Source organism: Mesorhizobium sp. M1273 (assembly GCF_040318195.1).
Taxonomy (GTDB): Bacteria; Pseudomonadota; Alphaproteobacteria; order Rhizobiales; family Rhizobiaceae; genus Mesorhizobium.
Genome location: NZ_JAMYLV010000008.1, coordinates 19,811 through 45,557 on the forward strand (window position 1 = coordinate 19,811; position 25,747 = coordinate 45,557).

Here is a 25,747-nt window from a genome sequence, read left to right on the forward strand (position 1 = left end):
TCCTTTCCCCGTATTATTGGGACGACGACGGTTCCACAGTTTTCGCCGTTTGGCTATGATCGTGTTGCGGATCGATACCAGGCGACGGACAGCAATGACAAACAGCAAACATCAGAGCGCGCTCGCCGCAGCCTATGCGGCGAAGCGGCCGGAAGACATCGCGGCTCTTTACGACAGGTGGGCCGGCACCTATGACGCCGACATGTCGGCGGCTGGCTATCGCCATCCCACCATCTGCCTTGCCTTGCTGGCCCGCCATCTGGCGCGCGGCGCCGCTCCTCTGCTCGATGCCGGCGCCGGCACCGGGCTCATCGGCGAATGGCTTGCCATTACCGGTTATCCGCAGGTCGAGGCGCTCGACATCTCGGAAGGCATGCTGGCGCAAGCCGCGCGCAAGGGCGTCTATTCAGCGCTGCACTGCCTGGCGCTTGGCGGACCGCTGCCCTTCGTGGACGACGCCTATGCCGGGATCATCTCAGCCGGCGTCTTCACGTCCGGCCATGTCGGGGCCGAGGGTCTGGACGAGCTGATCCGCATCTGCCGGCCGGGCGGGGTGATCGTGCTGACAGTGAAGAACACGCTGTGGGATGCCGGGTTTGCCGCGCGGATCGCCGAGCTCGAGGCGCAAGGCACCGTCACGCGCGCCGAAGAGACGCCGCCCTATGTTTCGATGCCAGGCGAGGCCGATACCGTGCCGAGCCGGGGGCTGGTGCTCATCGTGAACTAAGGCTGAAACCGGAAGGCTCTATGCCTTCACCTTTGCTCCTGCCGGATCGTAAAGCGGCTCGAGGTGTATCTTAGCCGGCGTCCGTTCCATTGCCACCACCAGTTCGTAGTTGCCGGAGGTAAGGAAATCATCGTTGACGCCATCGGCATTGCGCACATAGCCGTAGCCGATGTTCTTGCCGATGGTGTAGCCATAGCCGCCGCTGGTGAGATAACCGACCGCCTCGCCGTTGCGCAGGATGGTCTCGCGCCCGAGCAGCACGACGTCCGGATCATCGACGGTGAAGCCGGCAAAGCGTTTGCTGAGCGTCGAGCCATCGAGCTTTTCAAGCGCCCGCCGGCCGAGGAAATCGGTGTTCTTCCTGAGCTTCACCGCCCAGCCGAGGCCGGCCTCCTGCGGCGTGTCGTTGGGTGTAATGTCAGCGCCCCAGGCGCGGTAGCCCTTTTCCAGCCGCAGCGATTCCAGCGCCCGATAGCCGACCGGGCGAATGTCGTGGACAGCGCCCGCCGTCATCAGCGCGTCGAAAACCTCGCCCGTCGCCGCGATCGGCGCATGCAGTTCCCAGCCGAGTTCGCCGACATAGGTGACGCGCAGTGCCCGGACGGCGTGACCGGCAATGGCGATCTCGCGAACATGGCCGAACGGAAAGGCGGCGTTCGAGACGTCGGCATCGGTCACCGCTGACAGCACGTCACGGGCGCGCGGCCCCATCAGCGACAATGTGCCGAAATCCTCCGTGACGTCGGTCAGCGTCACGTCGAACGCCCTGCCGATATGATCGGCAATCCAGGAGAAATCATGCGTGCGGAAACCGGTGCCGGTGACCACGTAGAATTTTTCCTCACCGAGCCTCGCCACGGTCAAATCGGCCTCGATGCCGCCGCGCGTATTGAGGAGCTGCGTGTAGGTCAGCCGGCCGACCGGCTTGGCGACGTCGTTGGCGCAGATCCAGTCCAGCGCCTTCAGCGCGTCGGCTCCGGTCATTTCGTATTTGGCAAAAGACGACTGGTCGAAAATGCCGATCTTTTCGCGCACGTGGCGGTGCTCGTCGCCAACCGCCGGGAACCAGTTCTGCCGGCCCATCGAATAGACGTCCTTCGGCTCGATGCCTTCCGGCGCGAACCAGTTCGGCCGCTCCCAGCCAAGTTTCGAGCCGAACACGGCGCGATGTTTTTGCAGCCGCTCGTACAAAGGCGAGACGATGCGCGGCCGGCCGCTGACATATTCCTCATGCGGGAAGCCGATCGTGTAGTGCTTGCCATAGGCTTCCAGCGTGCGGTCGCGGACCCATTGCCGGTCGCGGTGGAGATCGGAGAAGCGGCGGATGTCGACCACCCACAGATCGAGCGGCGCCTCGCCGTCGACGACCCATTGCGCCAGCACCCAGCCGGCGCCGCCGCCGGACGCGATGCCAAAGGCATTGAAGCCGGCGCCGACGAACATATTGGCGCATTCCGGCGCCACACCGAGGATGAAATTGCCATCCGGCGTAAAGCTCTCCGGCCCGTTGATCATCTGCTTGACGCCGGCATTGGCGAGCGCCGGGACACGCTCGATCGCCTGGCTCATATGCTGCTCGAAATGATCGTAATCATCGTCGAACAGCCGGAACTCCCAATCGTCCGGCACATCGCCGCCCGGCAGACCGGTCGTCCACGCCTGCGGGTTCGGCTCGTAGCCGCCCATCACCAACCCGCCGACCTCCTCCTTGAAATAGGTGCGGCGATCGGGGTCGCGAATTGTCGGCGCGTCGGTCGGCAGGCCATCAATCTTTTCGGTGATGATGTACTGGTGCTTCACCGGCTGCAGCGGCACGTTTATCCCGGCCAGCGCACCCACCTGCCGCGCCCATTGCCCGGCGCAGTTCACCACCTTGTCGCAGGCGATATCGCCTTTGCTGGTCTTTACCGCGGTGATGCGGCCGTCTCTCATTTCGAAGCCGGTGACTCGCACCTCCTCGAACAATTTTGCGCCATGCATGCGCGCACCCTTGGCCAGCGACTGGGTGATGTCGGAAGGGCTTGCCTGACCGTCGGTCGGCAGCCAGGACGCGCCGACGAGGTCGCCGGTTTCCAGCAGCGGCCACATTTCCTTGACCTCGGCCGGCGACAGCAGATGCATGTCCATGCCGAAGCTCTTAGCCGTCGTTGCCAGCCGCTTATACTCGACCCAGCGGTCGCCATTGGTGGCGAGGCGCAGGCAGCCAGTCATCTTCCAACCGGTGGCGAGGCCGGTTTCGGCTTCCAGCCCCTTGTAGAGATCGACCGAATATTTGAGCACGCGCGTGATCGACGCCGACGAGCGTAGCTGGCCGACCAGCCCGGCAGCATGCCAGGTCGAACCCGAGGTCAGTTTGCCCTGTTCGAGCAGCACGATTTCGGCCTTGTGGTCGCGCGCCAGATGATAGGCCGTCGAACAGCCGATGATGCCACCGCCGATGACGACGATCCCGGCCTGGGCGGGCAAGGTCATGTCCGCGTCCCGTATTTTGTCCTGTAGTTTTCCAGGGCGGCTTCGAGCCGCGCCAGGTTTTCGTCGGCGTAGGCGGCGTAGTCGACACCGGGCGCGTCGAGGTAAAGCTCGGAAACCATGCCCCACATCGCCTCACGCAGCAGCGACGCGCATTGCATGGCGGCGTGCGAGCGCCGTATCGCCGGGTCCGGCTCCTTCATGAAATAGGCGGTCAGGAAGGCGAAGGACTCCTCGTCGCTCATGCCTGCATTCGACGCTGCGCCGGCAAGGTCGAACATCGCGGTGTTGAAGCCTGCATATTCGAAATCGATGAGCCACAGCCTGTGACCGTCGTCGATTATGTTAGCCGGCAAGAGGTCATTATGGCCGAATACGATCGGCAGCAGCTTTTGCGCGCGCTCGAGCTCGTTCGCCAGCGTCAGCAGGCGCGGCAGGTCGCCCAGCTTGCGGCTGCGGCCTTCCTCCAGCGTGCGCGCATAGTCGCGAATGACATGGAATACCCAGAACATGAAGCCGGCGCCGGAGACATGACCGGGCATCTCCCGGTGGAACCCGCGCAGCAATGCGGCAACGCGGCCGAGATCGGCGCGCACGTCCTGCGCGACATAGGCCTTGGCGCCGAGATACTCCGTCACCATGACGCCGGGTCCAGTGTAGTGGACGGCCGGAGCGAAGCCTGCCGCGTGCGCTGCCCGCGCCGTCATCATCTCGCGCTCGCGAAAGACATGGTGGAACGGATAGTCCTGGCCGAGCCGCACGACGTGCCGCCCGGCCGCGTCCTTGACCAGATAATTGGCATTGCTCAGCCCGCCCGGCAGCGGCGCGATGTCGATGCTGCCGGTCCAGCAAGGCAGCGCACGGATGCGGTCTTCGACAGTCACGATCTCGTCCAACATTGGGTCAGTTTTCCACGCATGTCACGGCTGGCCAGCGATGACAATCGGACGGAGGAATGGAGGCAACGCGAAGATCTCGTCGGTGCAGATCTCGGGATCGGTATCCCGCACCGCACCGACGAGCCCCTTTGTGCCGGGTTCTTCGACGCCGGCATCCGCCCCCGCGGATCCTGAATTTCGGTACCCTTGCACCCGACGATCTCCCGGGCGTTCGGGCAAGCGATTTTTCGTGCGGCTCAGCCGTCGTCCTCCGTTCCGAGCCTGTCACAGCGATAATGTCGCGCCACGCTGGAGGTGTTGTCAACGCGAAATTGTGGTATTTTTTGGCTTTTTGCCCGAATTTTGCTAAATTCCTTGGAGTTAGTGGCATTTATGCCGTAGAAGCGGTCAGCGGTGCAACAATCCGACCGGATGGAACCGATGGTCCACTCGAAGCGGCATGGCGAAATCCTGCGCCTCCTCAAGGAGGAAGGCACGGTGACCATTGCGAGCCTGGCCGACCGGCTGGGCGTCTCGCTGGAGACAGTACGCCGCGACGTCAAGCCACTGACCAGCGACGGTTCCATCCTCAAGATGCACGGCGCCGTCGGCCTGCCGTCGATTGCCGGCGAAGCGCCGTTCGAGCGGCGCATGCGCGAGAACGCCGATGCCAAGCGGGCAATAGCGCGCATGGTCGCCGCCACCATCCGCGACGGCGAATCGATCATGCTCGACACCGGCACCACCACCTCTTTCCTGGCCCGGGAACTGCTCGGCCACCGGCGGCTGACGGTCGTCACCAACTCCTCCGACATCGCCCGCACACTGGCCACCGTCAACGGCAATAAGGTCTACATGGCCGGCGGCGAGCTGCGCAGCGATTCCGGTGCTGCCTTCGGCGTCTCGGCCATCGAATTCGTCAGCCGCTTTTCCGTCAGCCATGCAGTGATATCGACCGGTGCGGTCGATGCCATAACCGGCGTCATGGACTATGATCTGGAAGAGGCCGAATTCGCCCGCATGGTGCTGTCGCGCGGCCAGCGTTCGCTTGTCGTCACCGACCATAGCAAATTCGGCCGCCAGGGCCTTGTTCAGGTCTGCGGCTTCGGCGGCTTTTCCGAACTCGCGACCGACCGTCCGCCGCCGCACGACATCGGCGCCGCCCTCGCCCAGGCCGGCGCACGGCTCAGCATTGCCGATGGCGGAAGCGAGGGCTGAGCTCTATCGTGAGCTCTGTCGGGAGATCTGCTCCAGCACCCACTTCCCAGCGCCGCGTCTGCCGTGTTTAGTCCGGCCATGGCTTTCACCATCCGCCAATTGCAGTTCTTCATCGCCGTCGCCGAGCAGGGCACGGTGTCGGGCGCCGCCCAGAACCTGTCGATCTCGCAATCGTCGGTCACCGAGGCGATCAAGGAGCTGGAGCACGATCTCGGCGTCGAGCTGTTCGAGCGCCACCCGCGCGGCTTGAACATCACCCACAAAGGCCACCAGTTCCTGCGCCATGCGAGAAAGATCCTGGCCGACGTTTCCGATGCGCGCCGCGCCTTCTTCGGCGAACAGGCCGCGGCAAGCGGGCGGCTGCAACTTGGCGTCACCTCGCTGGTCGCCGGCTATGTGCTTTCCGATCTTCTTGCCCGCTACCGCCGCGCCTATCCGGGTGTCGAGGTCTCGGCGATCGAGGACAATGGCGACTATCTCGAGCACCTGTTAATTGGCGGCAAGCTCGACATTGCCGTCATGGTCACCTCGAACCTGCGCGACCGCACGGCACTGCAGTCCGAAATCCTCGAAGTCTCGGCCTACCGGCTGTGGCTGCCGCTCGGCCACCCCTTGGCCGGTGCCGACATCATCGGCATCGGCGACATCGCCTCGGAACCGCTGATCATGCTGACCGTCGACGAGATCGAGGAGAATACCGGAAAGCTGCTGACGGCAATCGGCGCCAAGCCGCATGTCGCCTTCCGCACCCGCTCGGTCGAAGCGGTGCGCAGCCTCGTCGCTACCGGCGCCGGCGTGGCGCTGCTGCCCGACCTCGTCTACCGGCCATGGTCGCTGGAAGGCGACCGCATCGAATCGCGCGATATTTCGGGGTCGTTGCCGGTCGTCCAGGTCGGCATGGTCTGGCGGCGCGGCTCCGGTCTGCCGCAGGCGGCGCGCGACTTCATCGGACTTGCCCAGTCGCAGCGCATGGTGCGCCAACGGCCCGAGAAGATTGGCCGCTGACGTATCGGAAAAATCGATATCGGCTTTCTGATAAATGAATTTGCGAAACCGGAAATTTCGCAGCACTTTTCGGTCAGGGAACAAAGCTGCCGTTAGAGCGACGTGCGTCCAATTGGACGCACATAGTACGCTCTAAGACTTTTAGTTTTCGCATCGGGCTTTCCGAAAATCGATTCCGATTTTCGGGTCGATGCGAGGAGCACGGCCCTTCAGAGCCGCGCATCCAACGTTTTTGAACGGGCGCATGATCTTCTTCCGAAACCCGAAACCGGTTTCGAGGTCATGCAAAAATGGGAGATCGACGATGAATTCATTGCTGAAATCATGCACTGCCTTGACGGTCGCGCTGAGCTTCTCCGGCCAGGCCATCGCCCAGGTCAAGGAGCTCGGCAAAGGCGAAGGCGAGGTCAATATCGTCGCCTGGCCGGGCTATATCGAGCGCGGCGAAACCGACAAGGCCTATGATTGGGTCACTTCGTTCGAGAAGGAAACCGGCTGCAAGGTCAACGTCAAGACCGCCAACACCTCCGATGAGATGGTCTCGCTGATGAACGAGGGCGGCTTCGATCTCGTCACCGCCTCGGGCGACGCTTCGCTGCGCCTTGTCGCCGGCAAGCGCGTCCAGCCGATCAACACCGACCTCATACCGAGCTGGAAGACGGTCGACAACCGGCTGAAGGATGCGCCCTGGTTCACCGTCGGCGGAGTCCATTACGGCGTCCCCTATCAGTGGGGGCCGAACGTGCTGATGTACAACACCGAAGTGTTCAAGGAGGCGCCGAAGAGCTGGAACGTGGTCTTCGAGGAAATGAAGCTTCCCGACGGCAAGTCGAACAAGGGCCGCGTCCAGGCCTATGACGGGCCGATCCACATCGCCGACGCCGCCAATTACCTGATGGCTCACAAGCCGGAGCTCGGCATCAAGGATCCGTACGAACTGACCGAGGATCAGTACAAGGCGGCGCTCGACCTGCTGCGGGTCCAGCGTACGCTGGTCGGACGCTATTGGCACGACGCCGCCATCCAGGTCGACGATTTCCAGAACGAAGGCGTCGTCGCCTCCGGTTCCTGGCCCTATCAGGTCAACACGCTGATCGCGGCCAAGAAGCCGGTCGCCTCGACTATCCCCGAGGAGGGCGTCACCGGCTGGGCCGATACCACGATGATGGAGGCCGATGCTGCCCACCCGAACTGCGCCTACATGTGGATGGAGCATTCGCTGTCGCCAAAAGTGCAGGGCGACGTCTCCGCCTGGTTCGGCTCGCTGCCGGTGGTGCCCGCCGCCTGCAAGGGCAACGAACTGCTCGGGGAGGAAGGCTGCAAGACCAACGGCTACGACAATTTCGACAAGATCAAGTTCTGGAAGACGCCGGTCTCGAAATGCGCCACCCAGAACGACCAGTGCGTGCCCTATTACCGCTGGGTGTCGGACTATATCGGCGTCATCGGCGGGCGGTGAGTTCGCCTCACCTACGAAGCTCGGCGCTGCCCCTCACCCTTACCCTCTCCCGGTGAAGAACCGGGGGGTCGCCAGCGTTGCAGCGCCTCCCTTCTCCCCGTCCACTATACGAGGAGAAGGTGCCGACAGGCGGATAAGAGGCAGCGCTATCGCCTGAAATTTGATGAGCCTGACAGATCAGGACAGCCCCATGACCTCCGCCGTTTCCTTCCAAAACGTCTCTCGCCATTTCGGCAGCGTGCGTGCCGTTGACGCGGTCGATCTCGACATCGTGCCGGGCGAGTTCTTTGCTATGCTCGGGCCTTCCGGCTCGGGCAAGACGACGTGCCTGCGCCTCATCGCCGGTTTCGAGCAGCCGACGGCGGGCTCGATCTCGATCTTCGGCGAACGCGCCGAGGGCGTGCCGCCCTATCGCCGCAACGTCAACACAGTGTTCCAGGATTATGCGCTGTTCCCGCATTTCAACGTGCTCGACAACGTCGCCTATGGGCTGATGGTCAAGGGCGTCGGCAGACCGGAGCGGCAACAGGCGGCGGAAGAAGCGCTGGCGCTGGTGCGGCTTCCCGGCTACGGCGCCCGTCGCCCTGGCCAGCTTTCCGGCGGCCAGCGCCAGCGCGTCGCGCTCGCCCGTGCGCTGGTCAACCAGCCCAAGGTGCTGTTGCTCGACGAGCCGCTCGGCGCCCTCGACCTCAAGCTTCGCGAAAACATGCAGGAGGAGTTGAAATCGCTGCAGAAGGCGCTCGGCATCACCTTCGTGTTCGTCACCCACGACCAGGGCGAAGCGCTGTCGATGGCCGACCGCGTGGCCGTCTTCAATGACGGCAAGATCATGCAGGTCGGTACGCCGGAAGACATCTACCAGCGCCCCAAGACCCGCTTCGTCGCCGATTTCGTCGGCTCGTCCAACGTGCTGCCGCCGGATTTCGTCCAGCGCTATGCCGGCCAGTATCGCTGGGGCAGCCTGCGGCCCGAATCCATCCGTATTGGCCGGGCCAACGGCGAAGGGGTTGCCGCCCGCCTGGTCTCGACCAACTATCTCGGCGCCACGACAAGACTGGCGCTCGATGCAGAGGGCTTGCGACTGCATGCCATCGTGCCGGCGGGTGCTGTGCTGCCGGGGGAAGGCGAGGCGGTGGTGCTCACCTTCAAGCGCGAGCATTTGCATTTGATGGACGAGCTCGGATGAGCCTCGACACCGTCATGCCGCGCGCCACGCCGCCCGCCATCCTGCCGCGACGCGGCGGCCTGCGTGGCGCGGTGTCGGATATTTTTTGGCGACAGCCGAAGCTGCTGTTGCTCCTCATGCTGCTGCCGCCGGTTTTGTGGCTCGGCATCGTCTATATCGGCTCGCTCTTCGCATTGCTTTTGCAGAGCTTCTTTTCGATCGACGAGTTCTCCGGCCTGATCAACCGGCAATTCACGCTGAAGACCTATGGCGACCTGCTGCAGGCCGCCAATCTCGACATTATCCTGCGCACGGTGACAATGGCGGCGCTGGTGACGCTGGCGGCGGCGGTCATCGCCTTTCCCATCGCCTATTATGCGGCGCGCTATGCGCGCGGCCGTTGGAAGGCGCTGTTTTATCTCGGCGTCATGCTGCCGCTGTGGTCGAGCTACCTGGTCAAGATCTATGCCTGGAAGCTGATTCTCGCCAAGGAAGGCATCCTGACCTGGCTGCTGGCCAAATTGCATCTTCTGTGGCTGCTTGATGCCTGGCTGTCGCTGCCGGTCGTCGGCGGCAACTCGCTGTCGGTCTCCTCAACCGGTACCTTCATCGTCTTCGTCTATGTCTGGCTGCCGTTCATGATCCTGCCGGTGCAGGCCGCACTCGAGCGCGTGCCGGGCAATTTGGTCGAGGCTTCGTCCGATCTCGGCGCCTCGCCCGGGCAGACCTTCGGCAACGTGCTGTTCCCGCTGGCGCTGCCCGGCATCGTCGCCGGCTCGATCTTCACCTTCTCGCTGACGCTCGGCGACTACATCATCCCACAGATCATCGGCACCTCGCGGCTGTTCATCGGCCAGGCCGTCTATTCGCAGCAAGGCACCGCCGGCAATATCCCGCTCGCCGCCGCCTTCACCGTGGTGCCCATCGTCATCATGGGCTTCTACCTCTGGGGCGCCAAGCGCATGGGGGCTTTCGATGCGCTCTGACCGTGGCCCATCCGCGCCGATCGGCCTGAAGCTCGCTGCCACCGGCGGCCTGCTTTTCCTGCATTTGCCGATCCTGCTGATCTTCGTCTATGCCTTCACCACCGAGGAGAAGAGCTTCGTCTGGCCGCCGCCGGGCCTGACCACGCAATGGTTCGCCGTCACCTGGAACCGCCCCGACGTCTGGCAGGCGCTGTCATTGTCTGTGCGGGTCGCGGCGATCTCGACTACCATCGCGCTGGTCCTGGGCACGCTGTGCGCCGCTGCCGTGTCCCGCACAAAATTCTTCGGCCGCGAAACCATCTCGCTGCTGGTCATCCTGCCGATCGCGCTGCCCGGCATCATCACCGGCATCGCGCTGCGCTCGGCCTTCGCGCTGGCCGAAATCCCGTTCTCGTTCTGGACGATCGTGCTCGGCCACGCCACTTTCTGCGTGGTCGTCGTCTACAACAATGCGGTCGCCCGCTTCCGCCGCACGTCCGGCTCGATGATCGAGGCGTCGATGGATCTCGGCGCCGATGGTTTCCAGACCTTTCGGCATGTCGTGCTGCCCAACATCGCAACCGCGCTGCTGGCCGGCGGCATGCTTGCCTTTGCGCTGTCCTTCGACGAGGTCATCGTCACCACCTTCACCGCCGGCCAGCAGCAGACGGTGCCGATCTGGATGCTCGAAGAATTGATCCGTCCGCGCCAGCGTCCGGTCACCAATGTCGTGGCGATGGTGGTAGTGCTGGTGACGCTGCTCCCCATCCTCGCTGCCTATTACCTGACCCGCGACGGCGACCAGATCGCCGGTTCGGGCAAATGATCTCGTTCACAAGGGAGAGACTTCCATGGACACGCAGATGCTGATCGGCTCGAAATTCGAAAAAGGCACCGAGACCGAGGAGCCGATCCTCAACCCGAAGACCGGGGCGACCATCCTCAATCTGCCGGAGGCCAGCCCAGCGCAGATCGAGGCGGCCGTGCTTGCTGCCGAAAAAGCCTTCGTCACCTGGTCCCGCACAACACCGGCGCAGCGCGCCGGCTATCTCCTGAAGATCGCCGATCGCATCGAGGCTGCTGCACAGGATTTCGCGGCGCTCGAGGCGCTGAACTGCGGCAAGCCGATCAATGCCGTGCTCAATGACGAAATCCCGGCGATCGTCGACTGCTACCGTTTCTTTGCCGGCGCGGTCCGCTCGATGCCCGGCCAGGTCGCCGGCGAATACATTCCCGGCCACACCTCGATGGTCCGCCGCGACGCCATCGGCGTTGTCGCGTCGATCGCGCCGTGGAACTATCCGCTGATGATGATGGCCTGGAAGCTGGCGCCGGCGATTGCCGGCGGCAACACCGTCGTCTTCAAGCCGTCGGAACAGACGCCGCTGACCGCGCTGAAGCTGGCGAAAATCCTTGCCGAGATCCTGCCGGAAGGCGTCGTCAACGTCGTGCTCGGTCGCGGCGACAGCGTCGGCAACACGCTGATCAACCACCCGAAGGTCAACATGATCTCGATCACCGGCGACGTCGCCACCGGCAAGAAGGTGCTGCAGGCTGCCGCCAAATCGGTCAAGCGCACGCATCTCGAGCTCGGCGGCAAGGCGCCGGTCATCGTCTTCGACGACGCCGATCTCGGCGCGGTGGTCAACGGCCTGCGCGCCTTCGGCTATTACAATGCCGGCCAGGACTGCACCGCGGCCTGCCGCATCTACGCCGGCAAGAAGATCTACGACAAGCTCGTCGCCGACCTCTCCACTGCGGTCTCGACCATCAAGTATGATCGCCCCGACGATACCGAGAACGAGATCGGCCCGCTGATCTCGCGTCGCCAGCGTGACCGCGTCTCGAGCTTCGTCGAGCGCGCCTCTGAGCTCAAGCACATCGAGATCACCACGGGCGGCAAGCCGGGCGAGGGCTCCGGCTTCTTCTACCAGCCGACCGTCGTCGCCGGCGCGCTGCAGGAGGACGAGATCGTGCGCCGCGAAGTGTTCGGTCCGGTGGTCTCGGTCACCCGCTTTTCCGAAGTCGACGAAGCGGTGAACTGGGCCAATGATTCTGACTACGGCCTGGCGTCGTCGGTGTGGACCAAGGATGTTTCGCGGGCCATGGCGACGGCCGCCCGGCTGCAATATGGCTGCACCTGGATCAACACCCATTTCATGCTGACCAACGAGATGCCGCATGGCGGGTTGAAACAATCCGGCTACGGCAAGGACATGTCGCTCTACGCGCTGGAGGACTATACCGCCGTCCGCCACGTCATGGTCGCTCACGGGTAGCGCCCGCGAGGAGACGCCTATTCTTCCGCCTCCTCCGCCTCGCCTGCGGCCGGCGCGACCAGCAGCACTGCGGCGCCTAGGAGCGCGGCGATGAAAGAGCCGGCGAGGATGCCGACCTTGACCGCGTCCTGCAGGGCGGCGTCGCCGGCGAAGGCGAGCAAGCCGATGAACAGGCTCATGGTGAAACCGATGCCGCAGAGCAGCGAAATGCCGACCATGTGCAGCCAGCCGGCATTGACCGGCAGATCGGCGAAGCCAAGCCGGATGGCAAGCGCGGAAGACCCGAACACGCCGACCAGCTTGCCCAAGACGAGGCCGGCGGCGACGCCGAGCGTCAGCGGCTCGGCCAGGGCGGCAGCGCTGAGACCGGCGAGCGAGACGCCGGCGTTGGCAAAGCCGAAAATCGGGATGACGAAAAAGGCGACGACTTTGTGCAGGCCGTGTTCGAGCCGGTGCAGCGGCGAATGGTCGAGATCATGGCCGCTGCCCGGCGATATCTTCAGCGGTATGGTGAGGGCCAGCGCGACGCCGGCGAGCGTCGCATGGACGCCCGATTTGAGCACCAAAACCCACAGAACGATGCCGAGCAAGATGTACGGCAGCAGCGTCAGCACCCGCATGCGGTTGAGCACCACCAGCAGCGCGATCACGGCGAAGGCGGCGCCGAGATAGGCGAGCGAGAGGCCGCTGGTATAGAACACCGCGATGATGAGCACCGCGCCGAGATCGTCGATGATGGCAAGCGCCGTGAGGAATATCTTCAGCGAACCCGGGACGCGGCTGCCGAGCAGCGACAGCACGCCGAGCGCAAAGGCGATATCGGTGGCGGTTGGGATCGCCCAGCCGGACAGAGCGGCTGGATTGTTGCGGTTGATGGCGACGTAGACCAGTGCCGGCGCTGCCATGCCGCCGGCGGCGGCGATGCCGGGCAGCACGCGGCGCGGCCAGGTCGACAGCTGGCCGTCAAGCATTTCGCGCTTGATCTCGAGACCGACCAGCAGGAAGAACACCGCCATCAGGCCGTCATTGATCCAGTGCGAGACGCTGAGCGGTCCGAGATAGGCATGGAGGGCGGAGAAATAAGCCTCGCCCAGCGGCGAATTGGCGACGATCAGGGCCAAGGCCGCCGCAGCCATCAGGATGAGGCCGCCGGCCGCCTCGCTGTCGAGGAATTCGCGCAGCATGGAGACCAGCCGCTTTTCGTCCTGCATGTCGCCTCCGTCGTATCAGCGGCAAGGTCCGACACCGCCAAGCGATGATGCGCAAACAGCGCTGGCCGGGCAAGCCTGTAATGAGAGCCCTTTAGCGCGGCGCGCGCTTGGCGAGGATGCGTTGCAGCGTGCGGCGATGCATGTTCAGGCGGCGTGCGGTTTCCGAGACGTTGCGGTCGCACATTTCGTAGACGCGCTGGATGTGTTCCCAGCGCACGCGATCGGCCGACATTGGATTTTCTGGCGGCGCTGCGCGTTCGCCCGCGGTGCGGGTCAGGGCGGCAAAAATATCATCGGCATCGGCCGGCTTCGACAGATAGTCGATGGCGCCGAGCTTTACCGCCGTCACCGCGGTGGCGATGTTGCCGTAGCCGGTGAGGATGATGGCGCGGGCATCGTCGCGCTTCTCGCGAATCGCGGCGACGACGTCGAGGCCGTTGCCGTCGGCCAGCCGCATGTCGACGACCGCATAGGCCGGCGGATTGGCGCGCGCCTTGGCAACCGCCTCCTCGACGCTCTCCGCCGTCTCGACCACGAAACCCCTGGTTTCCATGGCGCGGGCAAGCCGCGTCAGGAACGGCTTGTCGTCGTCCACGATCAGCAGCGAGGTGTCCTCGCCTTCGACCATTGCGCCAATCGTTTCGTCAGTACTCATCGTGCTGAAAATCCTGCTGCCTGATTTTTACGCAAATATAGTTTCGCAACGCTATTGTCCAATTTAGGCCGTGTCGAACATGGTGGCCGAAGCCTGCTCGGGATTGAGGAAGACGCTGCGCGGCCACGATATCTGCACGATGGCGCCCTCGCCGGGCTCGCTTGAATTGCGGAAATCGAGCGTCGCGCCGGAGCGTTCGAGCAAGGTTTTGGCGATGAATAGGCCGAGGCCGAGGCCGCCGCCAGCTTCGGTGCCTTGTCGCGTCGACATATAGGGTTCGCCGATTCGGTCGATGATCTCCGGTGGAAAGCCCGGCCCGTCGTCGATGATCGAGAAGCTGACGGCGGCCTCATTCCAGTTCCAGCGCACTGTCACGCTGTTGCGGGCGAAGTCGACCGCGTTCTCGACCAGATTGCCGAGGCCGTAAATGACGCCGGGATTGCGCCGGCCCACCGGTTCCGGGCCGATGCGCTCGCCCGGCCGAAGCTTGATCGAAATGCCGAAATCACGGTGCGGCGCCGTCACCTCCTCGACCAGCGAGGTCAGCGGCAGGCGCGAGAGGTGCACCTCGCTCTCGGAGGACAGGCTGGTCAGGCGCTTCAGGATTTCGCGGCAGCGCTCGCTCTGCGAACGCAGCAGCTTCACGTCCTCGCCGTATTTCGGATCTTCGCCAAGCGCCTTCTCCATCTCCTTGGCGACAAGCGTGATGGTGGCGAGCGGCGTGCCGAGTTCGTGTGCGGCGGCCGCGGCGAGGCCGTCGAGGGCCGAGAGATGCTGTTCTCGCTGCAGCACCAATTCCGTGGCGGCAAGCGCGTTGGCAAGCAGCCGCGCCTCCTCGGCCACCCGGAACGCATAGATCGCGGTAAAGGCGATGGAGCAGAACACCGCCATCCACATGCCGGCGACATAGATGAACGGCATCGCCAATGGCGCCCCCTCATGCCAGGGCAGCGGCAGGTGGTAAAAGACCAGCAGCGTCGCCGCCACGATCACCAGCGCGCCGAGCATGGCGGTCAGCCGCAGCGGCAGCGACGTCGCCGAGACGACGACGGGCACGGTCATCAGCAGCGAAAACGGATTCGTAAGGCCGCCGGTCATGTAGAGCAGGCCGGCAAGCTGCAGGCTGTCGAAGGTCAGGATGGCAAAGGCCGAGAACGGGGTAAGCCGATGCGCCGCCGGATAGCGGAAAGTCAGCAAAAGGTTCATCCAGGCCGAACAGGCGATCAGCGCAAAACACATGCTGACCGGCAGCGGAAATTTCAGCCCGTAAGCGACCACAAGCACGGTCAGGCTCTGGCCGACGATGGCAAGCCAGCGCAACCTGATCAGCGTGTTGAGGCGCAGCCGCTGGCTTTGCTGGAAGTCGGGTGCGTGCAGGATGTTTATCATGGCCAGTGATTATAGAGGGGAAACAGCCGGAGGTCTTTTCCGAAAACCGTCGAAGCTGGGCCTCGGTTCGGGATGACAGTCTGGAAGCATCAGGTACCGCGCGGCTTGGCGCGGCTGGTGGCGGCGGCGAGAAGCGGGTTCTCCGGCCAGACATGCCTGGGATAGCGGCCGCGCATCTCTGCCCGCACATCGGCCCAGGAGCCGCGCCAGAAGCCGGGCAGGTCGCGCGTCGTCTGGATCGGCCGGTGCGCCGGCGACAGCAATTCGAGCGTCAGCGGCACAGTGCCGTTGGCGATCGCCGGATGCCGGTCGAGGCCGAACAGTTCCTGCACGCGGATCGCCAGCACCGGCCATTCGCCGTCATAGCGGATCGGCAGCCGGCTGCCCGACGGCGCGTCGAAATGGGTCGGCGCCAATGTGGCGATCTTGCGCTGCAATTCGTGCGGCACCAGCGTCATCAGGCCTTGCGAAAGCACGCTGGGATCGATTGCCGCAAAGGATGCCGCGCCGGAAAGGAACGGCAGCAGCCAGTCGTCGAGGCGCTCGAGGAGCGCGGCATCGGAGACATCGGGCCATGGCACGCCGAGGCCGCGATGCAGCCAGCCGAGCCGCTGCCGCAACGTCTCCGCCTCCCTGTTCCACGGCAACAGGGACAGGCCGTGTTCGCGCAAGGCGTCGAGGATGGCGCGATCCGCGTCGGCACCGGTCGGCGCCGGCAGCATGCGTTCGGACAGCGTGATGGCGCCGAGGCGAACCGTTTCGCGCACCCGCGCCGCGCGCCTGTCGCGGTCGAAGCTCACCTCGCGGCGGGCCTCGATCTTTTCCGCCAGCGCAGTGCGGATGTCGGCCTCATCGATGGCTGCCGCTGCGGTGATGCGGGCGTTCTGCGCCTTGCCCTGCAGGTCGGCGACGACGAGCCAGGTCTCGCCGGCCAGCGGATCGGAGGCGTCGAGCATGGCGCCCGAGCCGTTGGCAAGCACGAAGCGGCCACGCTCGCCGCGCGCTTTGGCGACCCGATCCGGCCAGGCATGGATGAGGAGAGCGCCGGCTGTGCTGCCCTCCCCCTTGAGGGGGTCGGAAGGACGGGCGAGACCCGTGGCTCGCCCCGGCGCGTCGATCCGCGTAGCGGATAGGGGTGGGGCCGCTTCGGGCACGCCATCGACGACCCCGCCCCGTCTCGCTCGTCTCGCTGCGCTCGGCTCGCTCGCCGACCCTCCCCTGGAGGGGAAGGGTGAAGCCTGCTTTGCCAGCCTCTCAGCCAGCTGCCGGGCGGCGGTGGCGCGCGGCGATCTTTCGGCGCGAAAGCGCAGCAGCCGCCGTTCGAGATCGGCACCATCGCCGCCAAGGCCACGCTCGGTCAATAATACGGCGAGCATCGCCGCCTCGAGCGCCTCTCCGGTCCTTGCCGCCTCGGCGACCATATGGGCGAGCCGCACCGGTAGCGCCAGCCTACGCATCGCGGCACCGGCATCCGTCAGGCGTCCTGCCGCATCGACAGCATCGAGCGCACGTAGCAGTACCCTCGCCTCGGTGAGCGCCGGAGCCGGCGGGGGGTCGAGGAAGGATAGACTGGTCGGATCGGCGACGCCGAACGCTGCGCTATCGAGCAACAGGCCGGAAAGATCGGCCTCGAGGATTTCCGGCGGCGTGAAGGCCGGCAGGGCCGCTGTCTGCTCGGCCCGCCACAACCGGATGGCGACGCCCGGCTGCGTGCGTCCGGCACGGCCGGCGCGCTGGTCGGCGGAAGCGCGGGAAGCACGCACCGTCTCCAGCCGCGTCAGGCCGCTCGCCGGTTCATAGCGCGGCAGCCGCGACAGGCCGGAATCGATGACGACGCGGACGCCGTCGATGGTGATGGAGGTTTCGGCGATCGACGTCGCCAGCACGACCTTGCGGCGGCCGAGCGGCGCCGGCTTGATCGCCGCGTCCTGCGCCTTGTTGTCGAGCATACCATAGAGCGGCACGATGTCGGTATCGGCGCCGACCTTGCCCGCCAGCCGCTCGGCGGTGCGCTCGATCTCGCGCTGGCCGGGCAGGAAAGCGAGCACGCTGCCCTCCTCCCCGGCAAGCGCCGAGCGGATCGCCTTGGCCATGGCGTCCTCGATCGTGACGCCGGCCGGCCGCTCGTCATAGCGGATGTCGACCGGGAAGGCGCGGCCTGCGCTCTCGATCACAGGCGCGCCGGACAGCAATTTTGCGACACGCGCGCCGTCGAGCGTTGCCGACATCACCAGCAATCTGAGTTCGGGCCTCAGCGCACCCTGCACGTCAAGCGCCAGCGCCAACCCGAAATCGCCGTCGAGCGAGCGTTCGTGGAACTCGTCGAATAGCACCGCCGCGACACCAGGCAGTTCCGGGTCGTCGAGGATCATGCGGGACAGCACGCCTTCGGTGACGACGAGAACCCTGGTCTTTGCGGAACTGCGGTTTTCCATGCGCATGGCATAGCCGACGGTTTCGCCGGGCTCTTGGCCGAGCAATTCGGCCATGCGGCGGGCGGCAGCGCGGGCGGCGAGGCGGCGCGGCTCGAGCAGGATGATCTTTCCGGCGCCGAGCCATTCAGCGTCGAGCAGCGCCAGTGGAACCAGCGTCGTCTTGCCGGCACCGGGTGGCGCCACCAGCACGGCGCTGTTACCATGGCTCAGCGTTTCATTGAGCACCGGCAAGACAACGGAGACCGGCAGGTCCGGCAAGGGTTTTGTCGTCATTGTGCTATGCTGTGCAGCCAGTTGGCAGCAACCGCATATCAGCGGTGGCGGTCGCGGCGCAACCTCGGCGCCGACTCAAAGCCTGGTCCGCGAAAACGGGTTCCAGCGCACCGTGCCGAGCCGCACCTCCTCGCGCACCATGGTCAGCAGGCCGGAACCGCCGACCACGGCCAAGCCGACCAGCGACAGAAAATCCGGATATTCCCTGAAGAACAGCGCACCCAGAACCACCGCCCAGACGATCTGCGAGTAATGCGTCGGCGCGATGCGGTTGGCCGGTGCGTATTTGACCGCCAGCAGATGCAGCAGCTGGCCGCCGGCGGTAAAGCCGCCGGCCAGTACCAGCCAGGCCCATTGCCTGCCATCCGGCAGCGAGAACGAGGTAGCCGCCGCACCGGCGCCGTTGAAGAGCAGGCCGTAGCCGATCAGCACGCCGAGCATCGTCGTGCGCTTTTCCTGCGCGGCGAGCGAACGCATCAGGATCACATTGGTGGCGGCCAGGAAGGCGATGATGAACGCCGCCAGATGACCAAGATGCAATTCGCGAAACCCCGGCCTGACGACCAGCATGACCCCGGCAAAGCCGGCGACCACCGCCAGCCACCGCCACGGGCCGACCTTCTCCTTGAGGACCAGCGTGGCCAGGATAGTGACGAACAGCGGCGCCAGAAAGATGAGCGCATAGACTTCCGCCAGCGGAATGGTGGTGAAGGCATAGACGCTGAGCACGCCCGAGCCGATGCCGGCCCAGGCCCGGGCCTGTACCGCCCAGGGCCGGTTGGTGCGCCAGAAATCGAGCCAGCGCTCGCCTGCCGGCCTGGCAAAGAGCAGAAAGCAGCCGGCAAACAATGTCGAGAAGAAGCCGATCTCGAAGACGTTGAACTGCCCGCCCAGGCTTTTGACAACCGCGTCGCTGCACGAATAGCTTGCATAGGCGATGAGCGCGAGCAGAATTCCGTTGGGCACGTTTTTCCATTTCCGGGAGAGATGAGAGTGAAGATATTGGCGCTTGGCGCGCATCCGGACGACATCGAGATCTTCATGTTCGGTACGATGGCCGCCTATGCCGCGCAAGGCGCAGAACTCTTTTTTGCCATAGCCACGGATGGCGCCAGGGGCGGCTATGGCGATCCGGCCGCACTTGCCCGCACGCGCCGCAAGGAGGCGACGGCGGCGGCCGGCCTGCTTGGCGTGACGCCGCGCTTCCTCGACTTTCCCGATGGCGGGCTGGTCGCGGATGCCGCGCTGATCGGGGCGCTCAAAGCACTGATCGGCGAGATAGGGCCGGATCTGGTGATAACGCATGCGCCGAACGACTATCATGGCGACCACCGCGCGCTGTCGGATGGCGTGCGCATCGCAGCGTCATTCTCGGTGCCGGTGCTACATGCCGACACGTTCGGCGGCACCGGGTTTTCGCCAACGCACTACGTCGACACCTCCAGGCATTTCGATCTCAAGGCGGAGGCGATCAGGGCGCACCAGTCGCAGGATCCCGAGCGTTTCGTCGACGCGGCGCGCACGCAGAACGCCTTTCGCGCCGGCCAGTGCAACGGCCCGGCCGGATCGTTTGCCGAGGCCTTCCGCTTCGAGCCAGTCTTCCCCTTCGCCGATATCCGCGCGCTTTTGCCGCCGGCCCCAGTTATCCGTCCGGTGGCCGTCAGCAACAAGACGGTGACCTAGACAGGTCGCCGCAACTTCTCACGTTGCTTTCCTGTCCAGCATGCTGCGGTGCAGCAACGAATTCGCTTGCCTTGTTTAGTAAAAATTGCATCACTAAACAAATTACTAAACATCCGGTGCGCCGCCGCGTCGTTGTGTTTGGGCCCCCGAGGAGGGGTTTAGCGGGCTCTTGAAACCGTCATCCGGACGCGTTTCGCAAATGGGAGGAAGGCATGAAATCGACCTTGAAATTGGCGTTGGGACTGGCATCGACACTCTTTGCGTCGACAGCCGTTTCGAATGTCGCGCAGGCAGAAGATCTGACGCTTTGCTGGGCAGCCTGGGACCCGGCCAACGCGCTTGTGGAATTGTCCAAGGACTTCACCAAGGAAACCGGCATCGGCATGAAATTCGAATTCGTGCCGTGGACCAACTATGCCGATCGCTTTCTCAACGAGCTGAATTCGCACGGCAAGCTGTGCGACCTCATCATCGGCGACAGCCAGTGGATCGGCGGTGCCGCCGAGAACGGCCATTACGTCAAGCTGAACGACTTCTTCGACAAGGAGAAGATCAGCATGGATGATTTCGTGCCTGCGACCGTCGTCGGCTATTCGGAATGGCCGAAGAACTCGCCGAATTACTGGGCGCTGCCGGCCATGGGTGACGTCGTCGGTTGGACTTACCGCAAGGACTGGTTCTCCAAGCCGGAGCTGCGGAAGGAATTCAAGGAAAAGTACGGCTGGGATCTCGGCCCGCCGACGACCTTCGACCAATTGAAGCAGATCGCCGAATTCTTCCAGAAGCGCGACATCGACGGCAAGACCGTCTATGGCGCGTCGATCTACACCGAGCGCGGCTCGGAAGGCATCACCATGGGCGCCATGGACGTGCTCTACAGCTTTGGCTTCCAGTACGAAAACCCGAAAAAACCCTACGAGATGGAAGGCTTCGTCAACTCCGATAAATCGGTGAAGGGCCTGGAGTTCTACAAAGCCCTCTACGATTGCTGCACCCCTCCCGGCGCCTCGAACAGCTACATGGGCGAAGGCGTTGATGCCTTCAAATCCGGCCAGGTGGCGATGCACATGAACTTCGCCTTCACCTGGCCAGGCCTGCAGAAGGACGAGAATGTCGGCGGCGACAAGATCGGCTATTTCGTCAATCCCAAAGGTCCGGACGGGGACCAGTTCGCCCAGCTCGGCGGCCAGGGCATCTCGGTGGTCTCCTATTCCGACAAGCAGGAAGCCGCGCTCAAATACATCAAATGGTTCGCCAACAAGGACGTGCAGTCCAAATGGTGGTCGCTCGGCGGCTATTCCTGCCTCAACGCGGTCGTCAAGGACCCCGCCTTCCCGGCCAGCCAGCCCTATGCGCAGACCTTCCTCGACTCGATGGCCATCGTGAAGGACTTCTGGGCCGAGCCGAGCTATGCCCCGCTGTTGCAGGCATCGCAGAAGCGCTTCCACGACTATGTCGTTGCCGGGCAAGGCTCGGCCAAGGATGCGCTCGACGGCCTCGTCAAGGACTGGACCGAGGTCTTCCAGGACGATGGCAAGATGTAGCCGGGGCAAGATGTAACCGGCTCCTCCCGAGCCCATGACCGAACCGTCCCGTGCCACTTGGCACGGGACACAGTTCAGATAAATTCCATTGTCAGAGACGAGCCAAGTGACCGAAGCAGGACTGACCATGCTCAATCGGACGGCGGACAGCGTTGCCCGGGCTACGCCCGAGCCGTTGGCCCGCAAGGTCCGGGGCATCAGCGACAAGGGCCTCGCCTGGCTGTTCATCTCGCCGACGATCCTGTTGCTGTTAGCTATCAACATCTTTCCGCTGTTCTGGGCAATCTATCTGTCCTTCACCAATTTTCGCGCCAATCGGCCCAACGAGGTTGTGAAGAACCTCGGGCTGGCCAACTACAAGCGCATCCTCGCCGACCAGGACATCTGGATCGCCATGCAGACGACGGCGCATTTCGTGTTCTGGACCATCCTGCTGCAGACGCTGATCGGCTTCACTCTGGCCTGGCTGATCGACCGCAAGTTCCGCGGCCACGCCTTCTGGACGACCATCATCCTGGTGCCGATGATGCTATCGCCGGCGGTGGTCGGCAATTTCTGGCGCTTTCTCTACGAGCCGCAGATCGGGCTGTTCGCCTACGCCGTTTCGTTCGTCACCGGCATTCCGGCAACCGAGATCAGCATGCTCTCCAACGTGTCACTGGCGCCATGGTCGATCATCATCGTCGACACCTGGATGTGGACGCCTTACGTAATGCTGATCTGCCTCGCCGGCCTGCGCTCGATCCCCGAATACATCTACGAAGCGGCCGAGGTCGACCGCGCCTCCAACTGGCGGCAGTTCTGGTCGATCACGCTGCCGATGGCGCTGCCCTTCATCATGCTGGCGGTGCTGTTTCGCGGCATCGAGAACTTCAAGATGTTCGACATGGTCAATTTGCTCACCGGCGGCGGGCCGGGATCGACCACCGAAGTGGCCTCGATCACGCTGAAGCGGCAGGCCTTCGAAAGCTGGCGGACGGGCTATTCCTCGGCTTTCGCCATCATCCTGTTCGTCGCAGTGTTTGGCCTCGCAAACATCTACGTCAAGGCGCTCAACAAGGTGAAGCAGAGATGAGCCTGACGTCAGCCCATTCCGTTGTCGCGCCGTCGGCCACGTCGAAGCGCGTCGCCGGCGCCATCATCGTCGCCTACGCGCTGATCTCGATCGTGCCGCTGCTGTGGATCTTCGCCACCAGCTTCAAGACGCCGCCGGATTCGATCGCCTATCCGCCGAAGATCCTGTTCCAGCCCAGCCTCGAGGGCTACTGCAATTTGTTCTCGACCCGGACTCGGCAAACACCGGAATACATCAACTCGCTGGGACCGGCGACGGGCCTGTGCGACGAGACGGTGCGCAAGCGCAATATGGTGATCGCCGGCCCGTCCAACTTCATGCCGCGCTTCGTCAATTCGCTGATTATCGCGTTCGGCTCGACGTTTTGCGCGGTTTTCCTCGGCACGCTGTCGGCCTATGGTTTTTCGCGCTTCAAGGTGCCGCTCGCCGACGACCTTCTGTTCTTCATCCTGTCGACGCGGATGATGCCGCCGATCGCGGTCGCCATCCCGATCTACCTGATGTACCGGGAGCTTGGCCTGTCGGACACGGCTCTCGGCATGATCCTGCTTTATACGGCGGTCAACGTGTCCTTGGCGGTGTGGCTGCTGAAAGGCTTCATCGACGAGATCCCGCGCGAATATGAAGAAGCGGCGATGATCGACGGCTACACCAGGCTGCAGGCGTTCTGGCGCACGGTGCTGCCGCAGGCGACCACCGGTATTGCCGCAACCGCCATCTTCTGCCTGATCTTTGCCTGGAACGAATATGCCTTCGCTGCGCTGCTGACCTCGGGCACGGCGCAGACCGCGCCGCCCTTCATTCCGACCATCATCGGCGAAGGCGGTCAGGACTGGCCGGCGGTCGCGGCCGGCACGACGATCTTTCTGGTGCCGATCCTGGTCTTCACCATCCTGCTTCGCAAGCAATTGCTGCGCGGCATCACCTTTGGCGCGGTGCGTAAATGAGCATGACCGCAAAACGCAAATCGCGCTGGCCCGTCTGGGCCAGGCGCGGGCTGATGGAAAACGTCGCCACCGCGATCATCGCCATCGGCTTCCTGATGCTGTTCCAGCCCTTCGCACTGGTGCTCTACACCTATTCCTTCATCACCATGCTTGCGGGCACGGCGATGTTCATCATCGTCTCGAAATTTCCGGAGTAGACGATGGCCGAGATCAGGGTCGAACATCTGAGGAAGGCATTCGGCGATTTCGTCGCCGTGCAAGATTCCAACTTCGTCGTCGAGGACGGCGAATTCTTCGTCATGCTGGGGCCGTCCGGCTGCGGCAAGACGACGACGTTGCGCATGATCGCCGGGCTCGAACTGCCAACCGGCGGCAAGATCCTGCTTGGCGGCGAGGACGTCACCATGCGGCGTGCCCGCGAGCGCGACATCGCCTTCGTCTTCCAGCTGTTCGCGCTCTATCCGCACATGAATGTGCGGAAGAACATCGGCTTTCCACTGCTGGCGCAAGGCGTGCCAGGCGCTGAAATCCGGAGCCGAGTGGAGGAGACGGCGAAGCTTTTGCGGATCGACCATCTGCTCAACAAATCGGTCTCCGGGCTTGCCGGCGGCGATCGCCAGCGCGTGGCGCTCGGCCGCGCCATCGTACGGCGGCCAAAATGCTTCCTGATGGATGAGCCGCTCGGCACGCTCGACACCGAATTCCGCGACCTGATGGTCCATGAATTGCGAGAACTGCACAACCGCATTCACGCCACCACCGTCTATGTCACGCATGACCAGATGGAAGCGATGTCGATGGCCGACAAGATCGCGGTGATGAACCACGGCGTCATCGAGCAGTTCGGCACGCCGCGCGAGATCTACGACCGGCCGGCGACGATGTTCGTCGCCGACTTCATCGGCTCGCCGCCGATGAATTTCCTCGGCTTCGGCGGCGGGCTTTCAAAGGGCGCCAGGGAAATTGTTGTGCAAGGCGCGAAGGTGGCCGTGCCGGAGATCCGCGAGGACGTCGCGCCGGCCGAGATGGCGCTTGGCATCCGACCGGAGCACATCCGCTTCGATGACGCTTCGAAGCTGCGCGGTGCTATTTACGGCACGGAATATCTCGGCACCACTCAGATCGTCGCGGTGGAGACAGCGGACGGCATCATCAAGGCCAGGGTGCCGGCCGAAATCCGGCTCAATCCGGGCGATCATGTGGGCCTGGCGCTGAGCAGCGCGCGGCTGTCGCTGTTCGCAAAAGGATCCGGGCGTGCGGTGCGCACCGAAATCCATGACTCGGCCTCCCAGGGGAGAGCACATCATGGCTGACGTTCACATCAAAAGCGTGACCAAGGCTTTTGGCGAGCATGTCGCCGTCGACAATCTCGACCTGCATATCGCCGACGGGGAATTCGTCGTGCTGCTCGGGCCGACCGGCGCCGGCAAGACGACGACGCTCAGGCTGATCGCCGGGTTGGAGCGTCCGGAAGCGGGCTCGATCCATATTGCCGGCCACGACACGACGACGCTGTCGCCGGCCGAGCGCGACACCGCTTTCGTATTTCAGCAATATTCGCTCTATCCGCATCTGTCGGTTTACGACAACCTCGCCTTTCCGCTGCGCTCGCCAGCACGGAAAATGCCGGAGGATCAGATCCGCCGCCGCGTCGAGGACGTGGCCAAGATGGTGCGCATCCACCACAAGCTGAATAATCGCTCGACCAAACTCTCTGGCGGCGAGATGCAGCGCGTCGCCATCGGCCGCGCCTTGGTGCGCAAGCCGTCGATCTACCTGATGGACGAGCCGCTGTCGTCGCTCGACGCCAAGCTGCGCGCCGATCTCAGGCTAGAGCTGAAGCGCATCCAGGCGGAACTCGGCGCCACAATGCTCTACGTCACGCACGACCAGATCGAAGCGATGACCATGGCCGACCGCATCGGCATTCTCGCCGACGGCGTGCTGGTGCAGATCGGTTCCCCGCGCGCGATCTATTCTGAGCCGGCAAACCTACACGTCGCCGCACGGCTCGGCCAACCGGCAATCAATTTGTTGCCGGTCGGACTGCTGCCGGATGGCGGCGCGCCGGCGGGAACAAAGACGATCGGTGCTCGCACCGAACATCTTTCGATCGAGAAGGCGGCGAACGGCCATGCCGACGGCGTCGTCGATTGGGTCGAGCATCTCGGCGACCAGAACCATCTGCATGTGACGGTGGGGACCAGGAAGCTGGTGACGCTAACCGACCCCGACACCGACCTGGCTCAGGGCGACAAGATCATGATCCGCTATCGCTCGCCGCTGTATTTCGGCCCCGATGGGCGACGGCTGATGTGAGCGCTGCGCGAGTGTTTTCCTGGCACCTTTCAACCGGCAATTTCGGGCACC

At 64.0% G+C, this 25,747-nt stretch carries 22 protein-coding genes; 15 read left to right on the forward strand and 7 right to left on the reverse strand.

Translation table 11 applies throughout. The features are described 5' to 3' along the window. The first annotated feature begins 94 nt into the window (after positions 1-94). Entirely contained in the window at positions 95-727 is a 633-nt protein-coding gene (locus NKH30_RS11235; RefSeq protein ID WP_352995442.1) for a class I SAM-dependent DNA methyltransferase, read from the forward strand. A gap of 18 nt (positions 728-745) precedes the next feature. Here the strand turns inward: NKH30_RS11235 and NKH30_RS11240 are convergent, their stop codons facing one another. Beyond that, positions 746-3,199: a GcvT family protein gene (locus NKH30_RS11240; RefSeq protein ID WP_352995445.1), complete on the reverse strand. Its 2,454-nt coding sequence runs from the start codon at positions 3,197-3,199 to the stop codon at positions 746-748. Continuing rightward, positions 3,196-4,080 carry a phosphotransferase gene (locus NKH30_RS11245; RefSeq protein ID WP_352995569.1) on the reverse strand — a complete coding sequence of 295 codons (885 nt, stop codon included), beginning with the start codon at positions 4,078-4,080 and terminating at the stop codon, positions 3,196-3,198. Before NKH30_RS11245 ends, NKH30_RS11240 begins: the two co-directional genes overlap by 4 nt. Positions 4,081-4,515: 435 nt before the next feature. Between NKH30_RS11245 and NKH30_RS11250 the strand changes: the two genes are divergently transcribed. The 7 genes from NKH30_RS11250 (at position 4,516) to NKH30_RS11280 (ending at position 12,165) form a co-directional block, all read left to right on the forward strand. Further along, complete coding sequence (locus NKH30_RS11250) at positions 4,516-5,292, forward strand: DeoR/GlpR family DNA-binding transcription regulator (protein ID WP_352767217.1); 777 nt, start codon at positions 4,516-4,518, stop codon at positions 5,290-5,292. Between the two features lie 78 nt (positions 5,293-5,370). Next, positions 5,371-6,297, forward strand: coding sequence for a LysR family transcriptional regulator (locus tag NKH30_RS11255; RefSeq protein ID WP_023676350.1), 927 nt, complete (start codon positions 5,371-5,373; stop codon positions 6,295-6,297). A gap of 304 nt (positions 6,298-6,601) precedes the next feature. Next, on the forward strand, positions 6,602-7,756 hold the full coding sequence (locus NKH30_RS11260) for an ABC transporter substrate-binding protein (protein WP_352540421.1): 1,155 nt from the start codon (positions 6,602-6,604) through the stop codon (positions 7,754-7,756). Positions 7,757-7,946: 190 nt separating this feature from the next. Continuing rightward, a complete protein-coding gene (locus NKH30_RS11265) occupies positions 7,947-8,942 on the forward strand; it encodes an ABC transporter ATP-binding protein (protein ID WP_352995448.1) in 996 nt (331 codons plus the stop codon). Positions 8,943-8,956: 14 nt separating this feature from the next. Further along, positions 8,957-9,907, forward strand: coding sequence for an ABC transporter permease (locus NKH30_RS11270; RefSeq protein WP_352995572.1), 951 nt, complete (start codon positions 8,957-8,959; stop codon positions 9,905-9,907). Next, entirely contained in the window at positions 9,897-10,712 is an 816-nt protein-coding gene (locus NKH30_RS11275; protein ID WP_352469946.1) for an ABC transporter permease, read from the forward strand. The genes NKH30_RS11270 and NKH30_RS11275 overlap by 11 nt, the downstream gene beginning before the upstream one ends. 25 nt (positions 10,713-10,737) lie before the next feature. Beyond that, on the forward strand, positions 10,738-12,165 hold the full coding sequence (locus tag NKH30_RS11280; protein WP_352969941.1) for a gamma-aminobutyraldehyde dehydrogenase: 1,428 nt from the start codon (positions 10,738-10,740) through the stop codon (positions 12,163-12,165). 17 nt (positions 12,166-12,182) lie between these two features. On the opposite strand, the gene nhaA is transcribed toward NKH30_RS11280, so the two are convergent. From nhaA to NKH30_RS11305, 5 genes are all read right to left on the reverse strand, one after another. Further along, positions 12,183-13,376, reverse strand: a complete 1,194-nt coding sequence (nhaA, locus tag NKH30_RS11285) for a Na+/H+ antiporter NhaA (protein ID WP_352995450.1) — start codon at positions 13,374-13,376, stop codon at positions 12,183-12,185. Between the two features lie 91 nt (positions 13,377-13,467). After that, positions 13,468-14,031: an ActR/PrrA/RegA family redox response regulator transcription factor gene (locus tag NKH30_RS11290; protein ID WP_023676342.1), complete on the reverse strand. Its 564-nt coding sequence runs from the start codon at positions 14,029-14,031 to the stop codon at positions 13,468-13,470. 63 nt (positions 14,032-14,094) lie between these two features. Then, the gene (locus NKH30_RS11295) at positions 14,095-15,420 is read right to left on the reverse strand and encodes an ActS/PrrB/RegB family redox-sensitive histidine kinase (protein WP_352448476.1); all 1,326 of its coding nucleotides are present in this window, start codon (positions 15,418-15,420) and stop codon (positions 14,095-14,097) included. A gap of 89 nt (positions 15,421-15,509) precedes the next feature. Beyond that, positions 15,510-18,128, reverse strand: a complete 2,619-nt coding sequence (hrpB, locus tag NKH30_RS11300) for an ATP-dependent helicase HrpB (RefSeq protein ID WP_352995452.1) — start codon at positions 18,126-18,128, stop codon at positions 15,510-15,512. Positions 18,129-18,203: 75 nt separating this feature from the next. Then, positions 18,204-19,094 (reverse strand): DMT family transporter, encoded by an 891-nt coding sequence (locus NKH30_RS11305; protein ID WP_352995454.1) that lies wholly within the window; start codon positions 19,092-19,094, stop codon positions 18,204-18,206. A 27-nt stretch (positions 19,095-19,121) separates the two neighbouring features. On the opposite strand from NKH30_RS11305, the gene NKH30_RS11310 reads away from it, so the two are divergent. The 7 genes from NKH30_RS11310 to NKH30_RS11340 all read left to right on the forward strand — a co-directional run bounded on the left by NKH30_RS11310 (position 19,122) and on the right by NKH30_RS11340 (position 25,696). Continuing rightward, positions 19,122-19,811: a PIG-L deacetylase family protein gene (locus tag NKH30_RS11310; protein ID WP_352743063.1), complete on the forward strand. Its 690-nt coding sequence runs from the start codon at positions 19,122-19,124 to the stop codon at positions 19,809-19,811. Positions 19,812-20,023: 212 nt separating this feature from the next. After that, a complete protein-coding gene (locus NKH30_RS11315) occupies positions 20,024-21,355 on the forward strand; it encodes an ABC transporter substrate-binding protein (protein WP_352448472.1) in 1,332 nt (443 codons plus the stop codon). Between the two features lie 127 nt (positions 21,356-21,482). Further along, positions 21,483-22,430, forward strand: a complete 948-nt coding sequence (locus NKH30_RS11320; RefSeq protein ID WP_031211681.1) for a carbohydrate ABC transporter permease — start codon at positions 21,483-21,485, stop codon at positions 22,428-22,430. Then, the gene (locus NKH30_RS11325) at positions 22,427-23,377 is read left to right on the forward strand and encodes a carbohydrate ABC transporter permease (RefSeq protein ID WP_352448471.1); all 951 of its coding nucleotides are present in this window, start codon (positions 22,427-22,429) and stop codon (positions 23,375-23,377) included. The genes NKH30_RS11320 and NKH30_RS11325 overlap by 4 nt, the downstream gene beginning before the upstream one ends. Continuing rightward, positions 23,374-23,574: a hypothetical protein gene (locus tag NKH30_RS11330; protein WP_023676334.1), complete on the forward strand. Its 201-nt coding sequence runs from the start codon at positions 23,374-23,376 to the stop codon at positions 23,572-23,574. Before NKH30_RS11325 ends, NKH30_RS11330 begins: the two co-directional genes overlap by 4 nt. A gap of 3 nt (positions 23,575-23,577) precedes the next feature. Further along, positions 23,578-24,690: an ABC transporter ATP-binding protein gene (locus NKH30_RS11335; protein ID WP_352448470.1), complete on the forward strand. Its 1,113-nt coding sequence runs from the start codon at positions 23,578-23,580 to the stop codon at positions 24,688-24,690. After that, positions 24,683-25,696, forward strand: a complete 1,014-nt coding sequence (locus NKH30_RS11340; RefSeq protein WP_352448469.1) for an ABC transporter ATP-binding protein — start codon at positions 24,683-24,685, stop codon at positions 25,694-25,696. The genes NKH30_RS11335 and NKH30_RS11340 overlap by 8 nt, the downstream gene beginning before the upstream one ends. Positions 25,697-25,747 lie beyond the last annotated feature (51 nt).

Coding starts and splice junctions, on each gene's coding strand:
- NKH30_RS11330 (WP_023676334.1), top strand. CDS start 23,374: ATGAGCATGACCGCAAAACGCAAATCGCGCTGGCCCGTCTGGGCCAGG.
- NKH30_RS11320 (WP_031211681.1), top strand. CDS start 21,483: ATGCTCAATCGGACGGCGGACAGCGTTGCCCGGGCTACGCCCGAGCCG.
- NKH30_RS11290 (WP_023676342.1), bottom strand. CDS start 14,031: ATGAGTACTGACGAAACGATTGGCGCAATGGTCGAAGGCGAGGACACC.
- NKH30_RS11335 (WP_352448470.1), top strand. CDS start 23,578: ATGGCCGAGATCAGGGTCGAACATCTGAGGAAGGCATTCGGCGATTTC.
- NKH30_RS11295 (WP_352448476.1), bottom strand. CDS start 15,420: ATGATAAACATCCTGCACGCACCCGACTTCCAGCAAAGCCAGCGGCTG.
- NKH30_RS11315 (WP_352448472.1), top strand. CDS start 20,024: ATGAAATCGACCTTGAAATTGGCGTTGGGACTGGCATCGACACTCTTT.
- NKH30_RS11275 (WP_352469946.1), top strand. CDS start 9,897: ATGCGCTCTGACCGTGGCCCATCCGCGCCGATCGGCCTGAAGCTCGCT.
- hrpB (WP_352995452.1), bottom strand. CDS start 18,128: ATGACGACAAAACCCTTGCCGGACCTGCCGGTCTCCGTTGTCTTGCCG.
- NKH30_RS11280 (WP_352969941.1), top strand. CDS start 10,738: ATGGACACGCAGATGCTGATCGGCTCGAAATTCGAAAAAGGCACCGAG.
- NKH30_RS11240 (WP_352995445.1), bottom strand. CDS start 3,199: ATGACCTTGCCCGCCCAGGCCGGGATCGTCGTCATCGGCGGTGGCATC.
- NKH30_RS11260 (WP_352540421.1), top strand. CDS start 6,602: ATGAATTCATTGCTGAAATCATGCACTGCCTTGACGGTCGCGCTGAGC.
- nhaA (WP_352995450.1), bottom strand. CDS start 13,376: ATGCAGGACGAAAAGCGGCTGGTCTCCATGCTGCGCGAATTCCTCGAC.
- NKH30_RS11255 (WP_023676350.1), top strand. CDS start 5,371: ATGGCTTTCACCATCCGCCAATTGCAGTTCTTCATCGCCGTCGCCGAG.
- NKH30_RS11325 (WP_352448471.1), top strand. CDS start 22,427: ATGAGCCTGACGTCAGCCCATTCCGTTGTCGCGCCGTCGGCCACGTCG.
- NKH30_RS11265 (WP_352995448.1), top strand. CDS start 7,947: ATGACCTCCGCCGTTTCCTTCCAAAACGTCTCTCGCCATTTCGGCAGC.
- NKH30_RS11340 (WP_352448469.1), top strand. CDS start 24,683: ATGGCTGACGTTCACATCAAAAGCGTGACCAAGGCTTTTGGCGAGCAT.
- NKH30_RS11270 (WP_352995572.1), top strand. CDS start 8,957: ATGCCGCGCGCCACGCCGCCCGCCATCCTGCCGCGACGCGGCGGCCTG.
- NKH30_RS11250 (WP_352767217.1), top strand. CDS start 4,516: ATGGTCCACTCGAAGCGGCATGGCGAAATCCTGCGCCTCCTCAAGGAG.
- NKH30_RS11235 (WP_352995442.1), top strand. CDS start 95: ATGACAAACAGCAAACATCAGAGCGCGCTCGCCGCAGCCTATGCGGCG.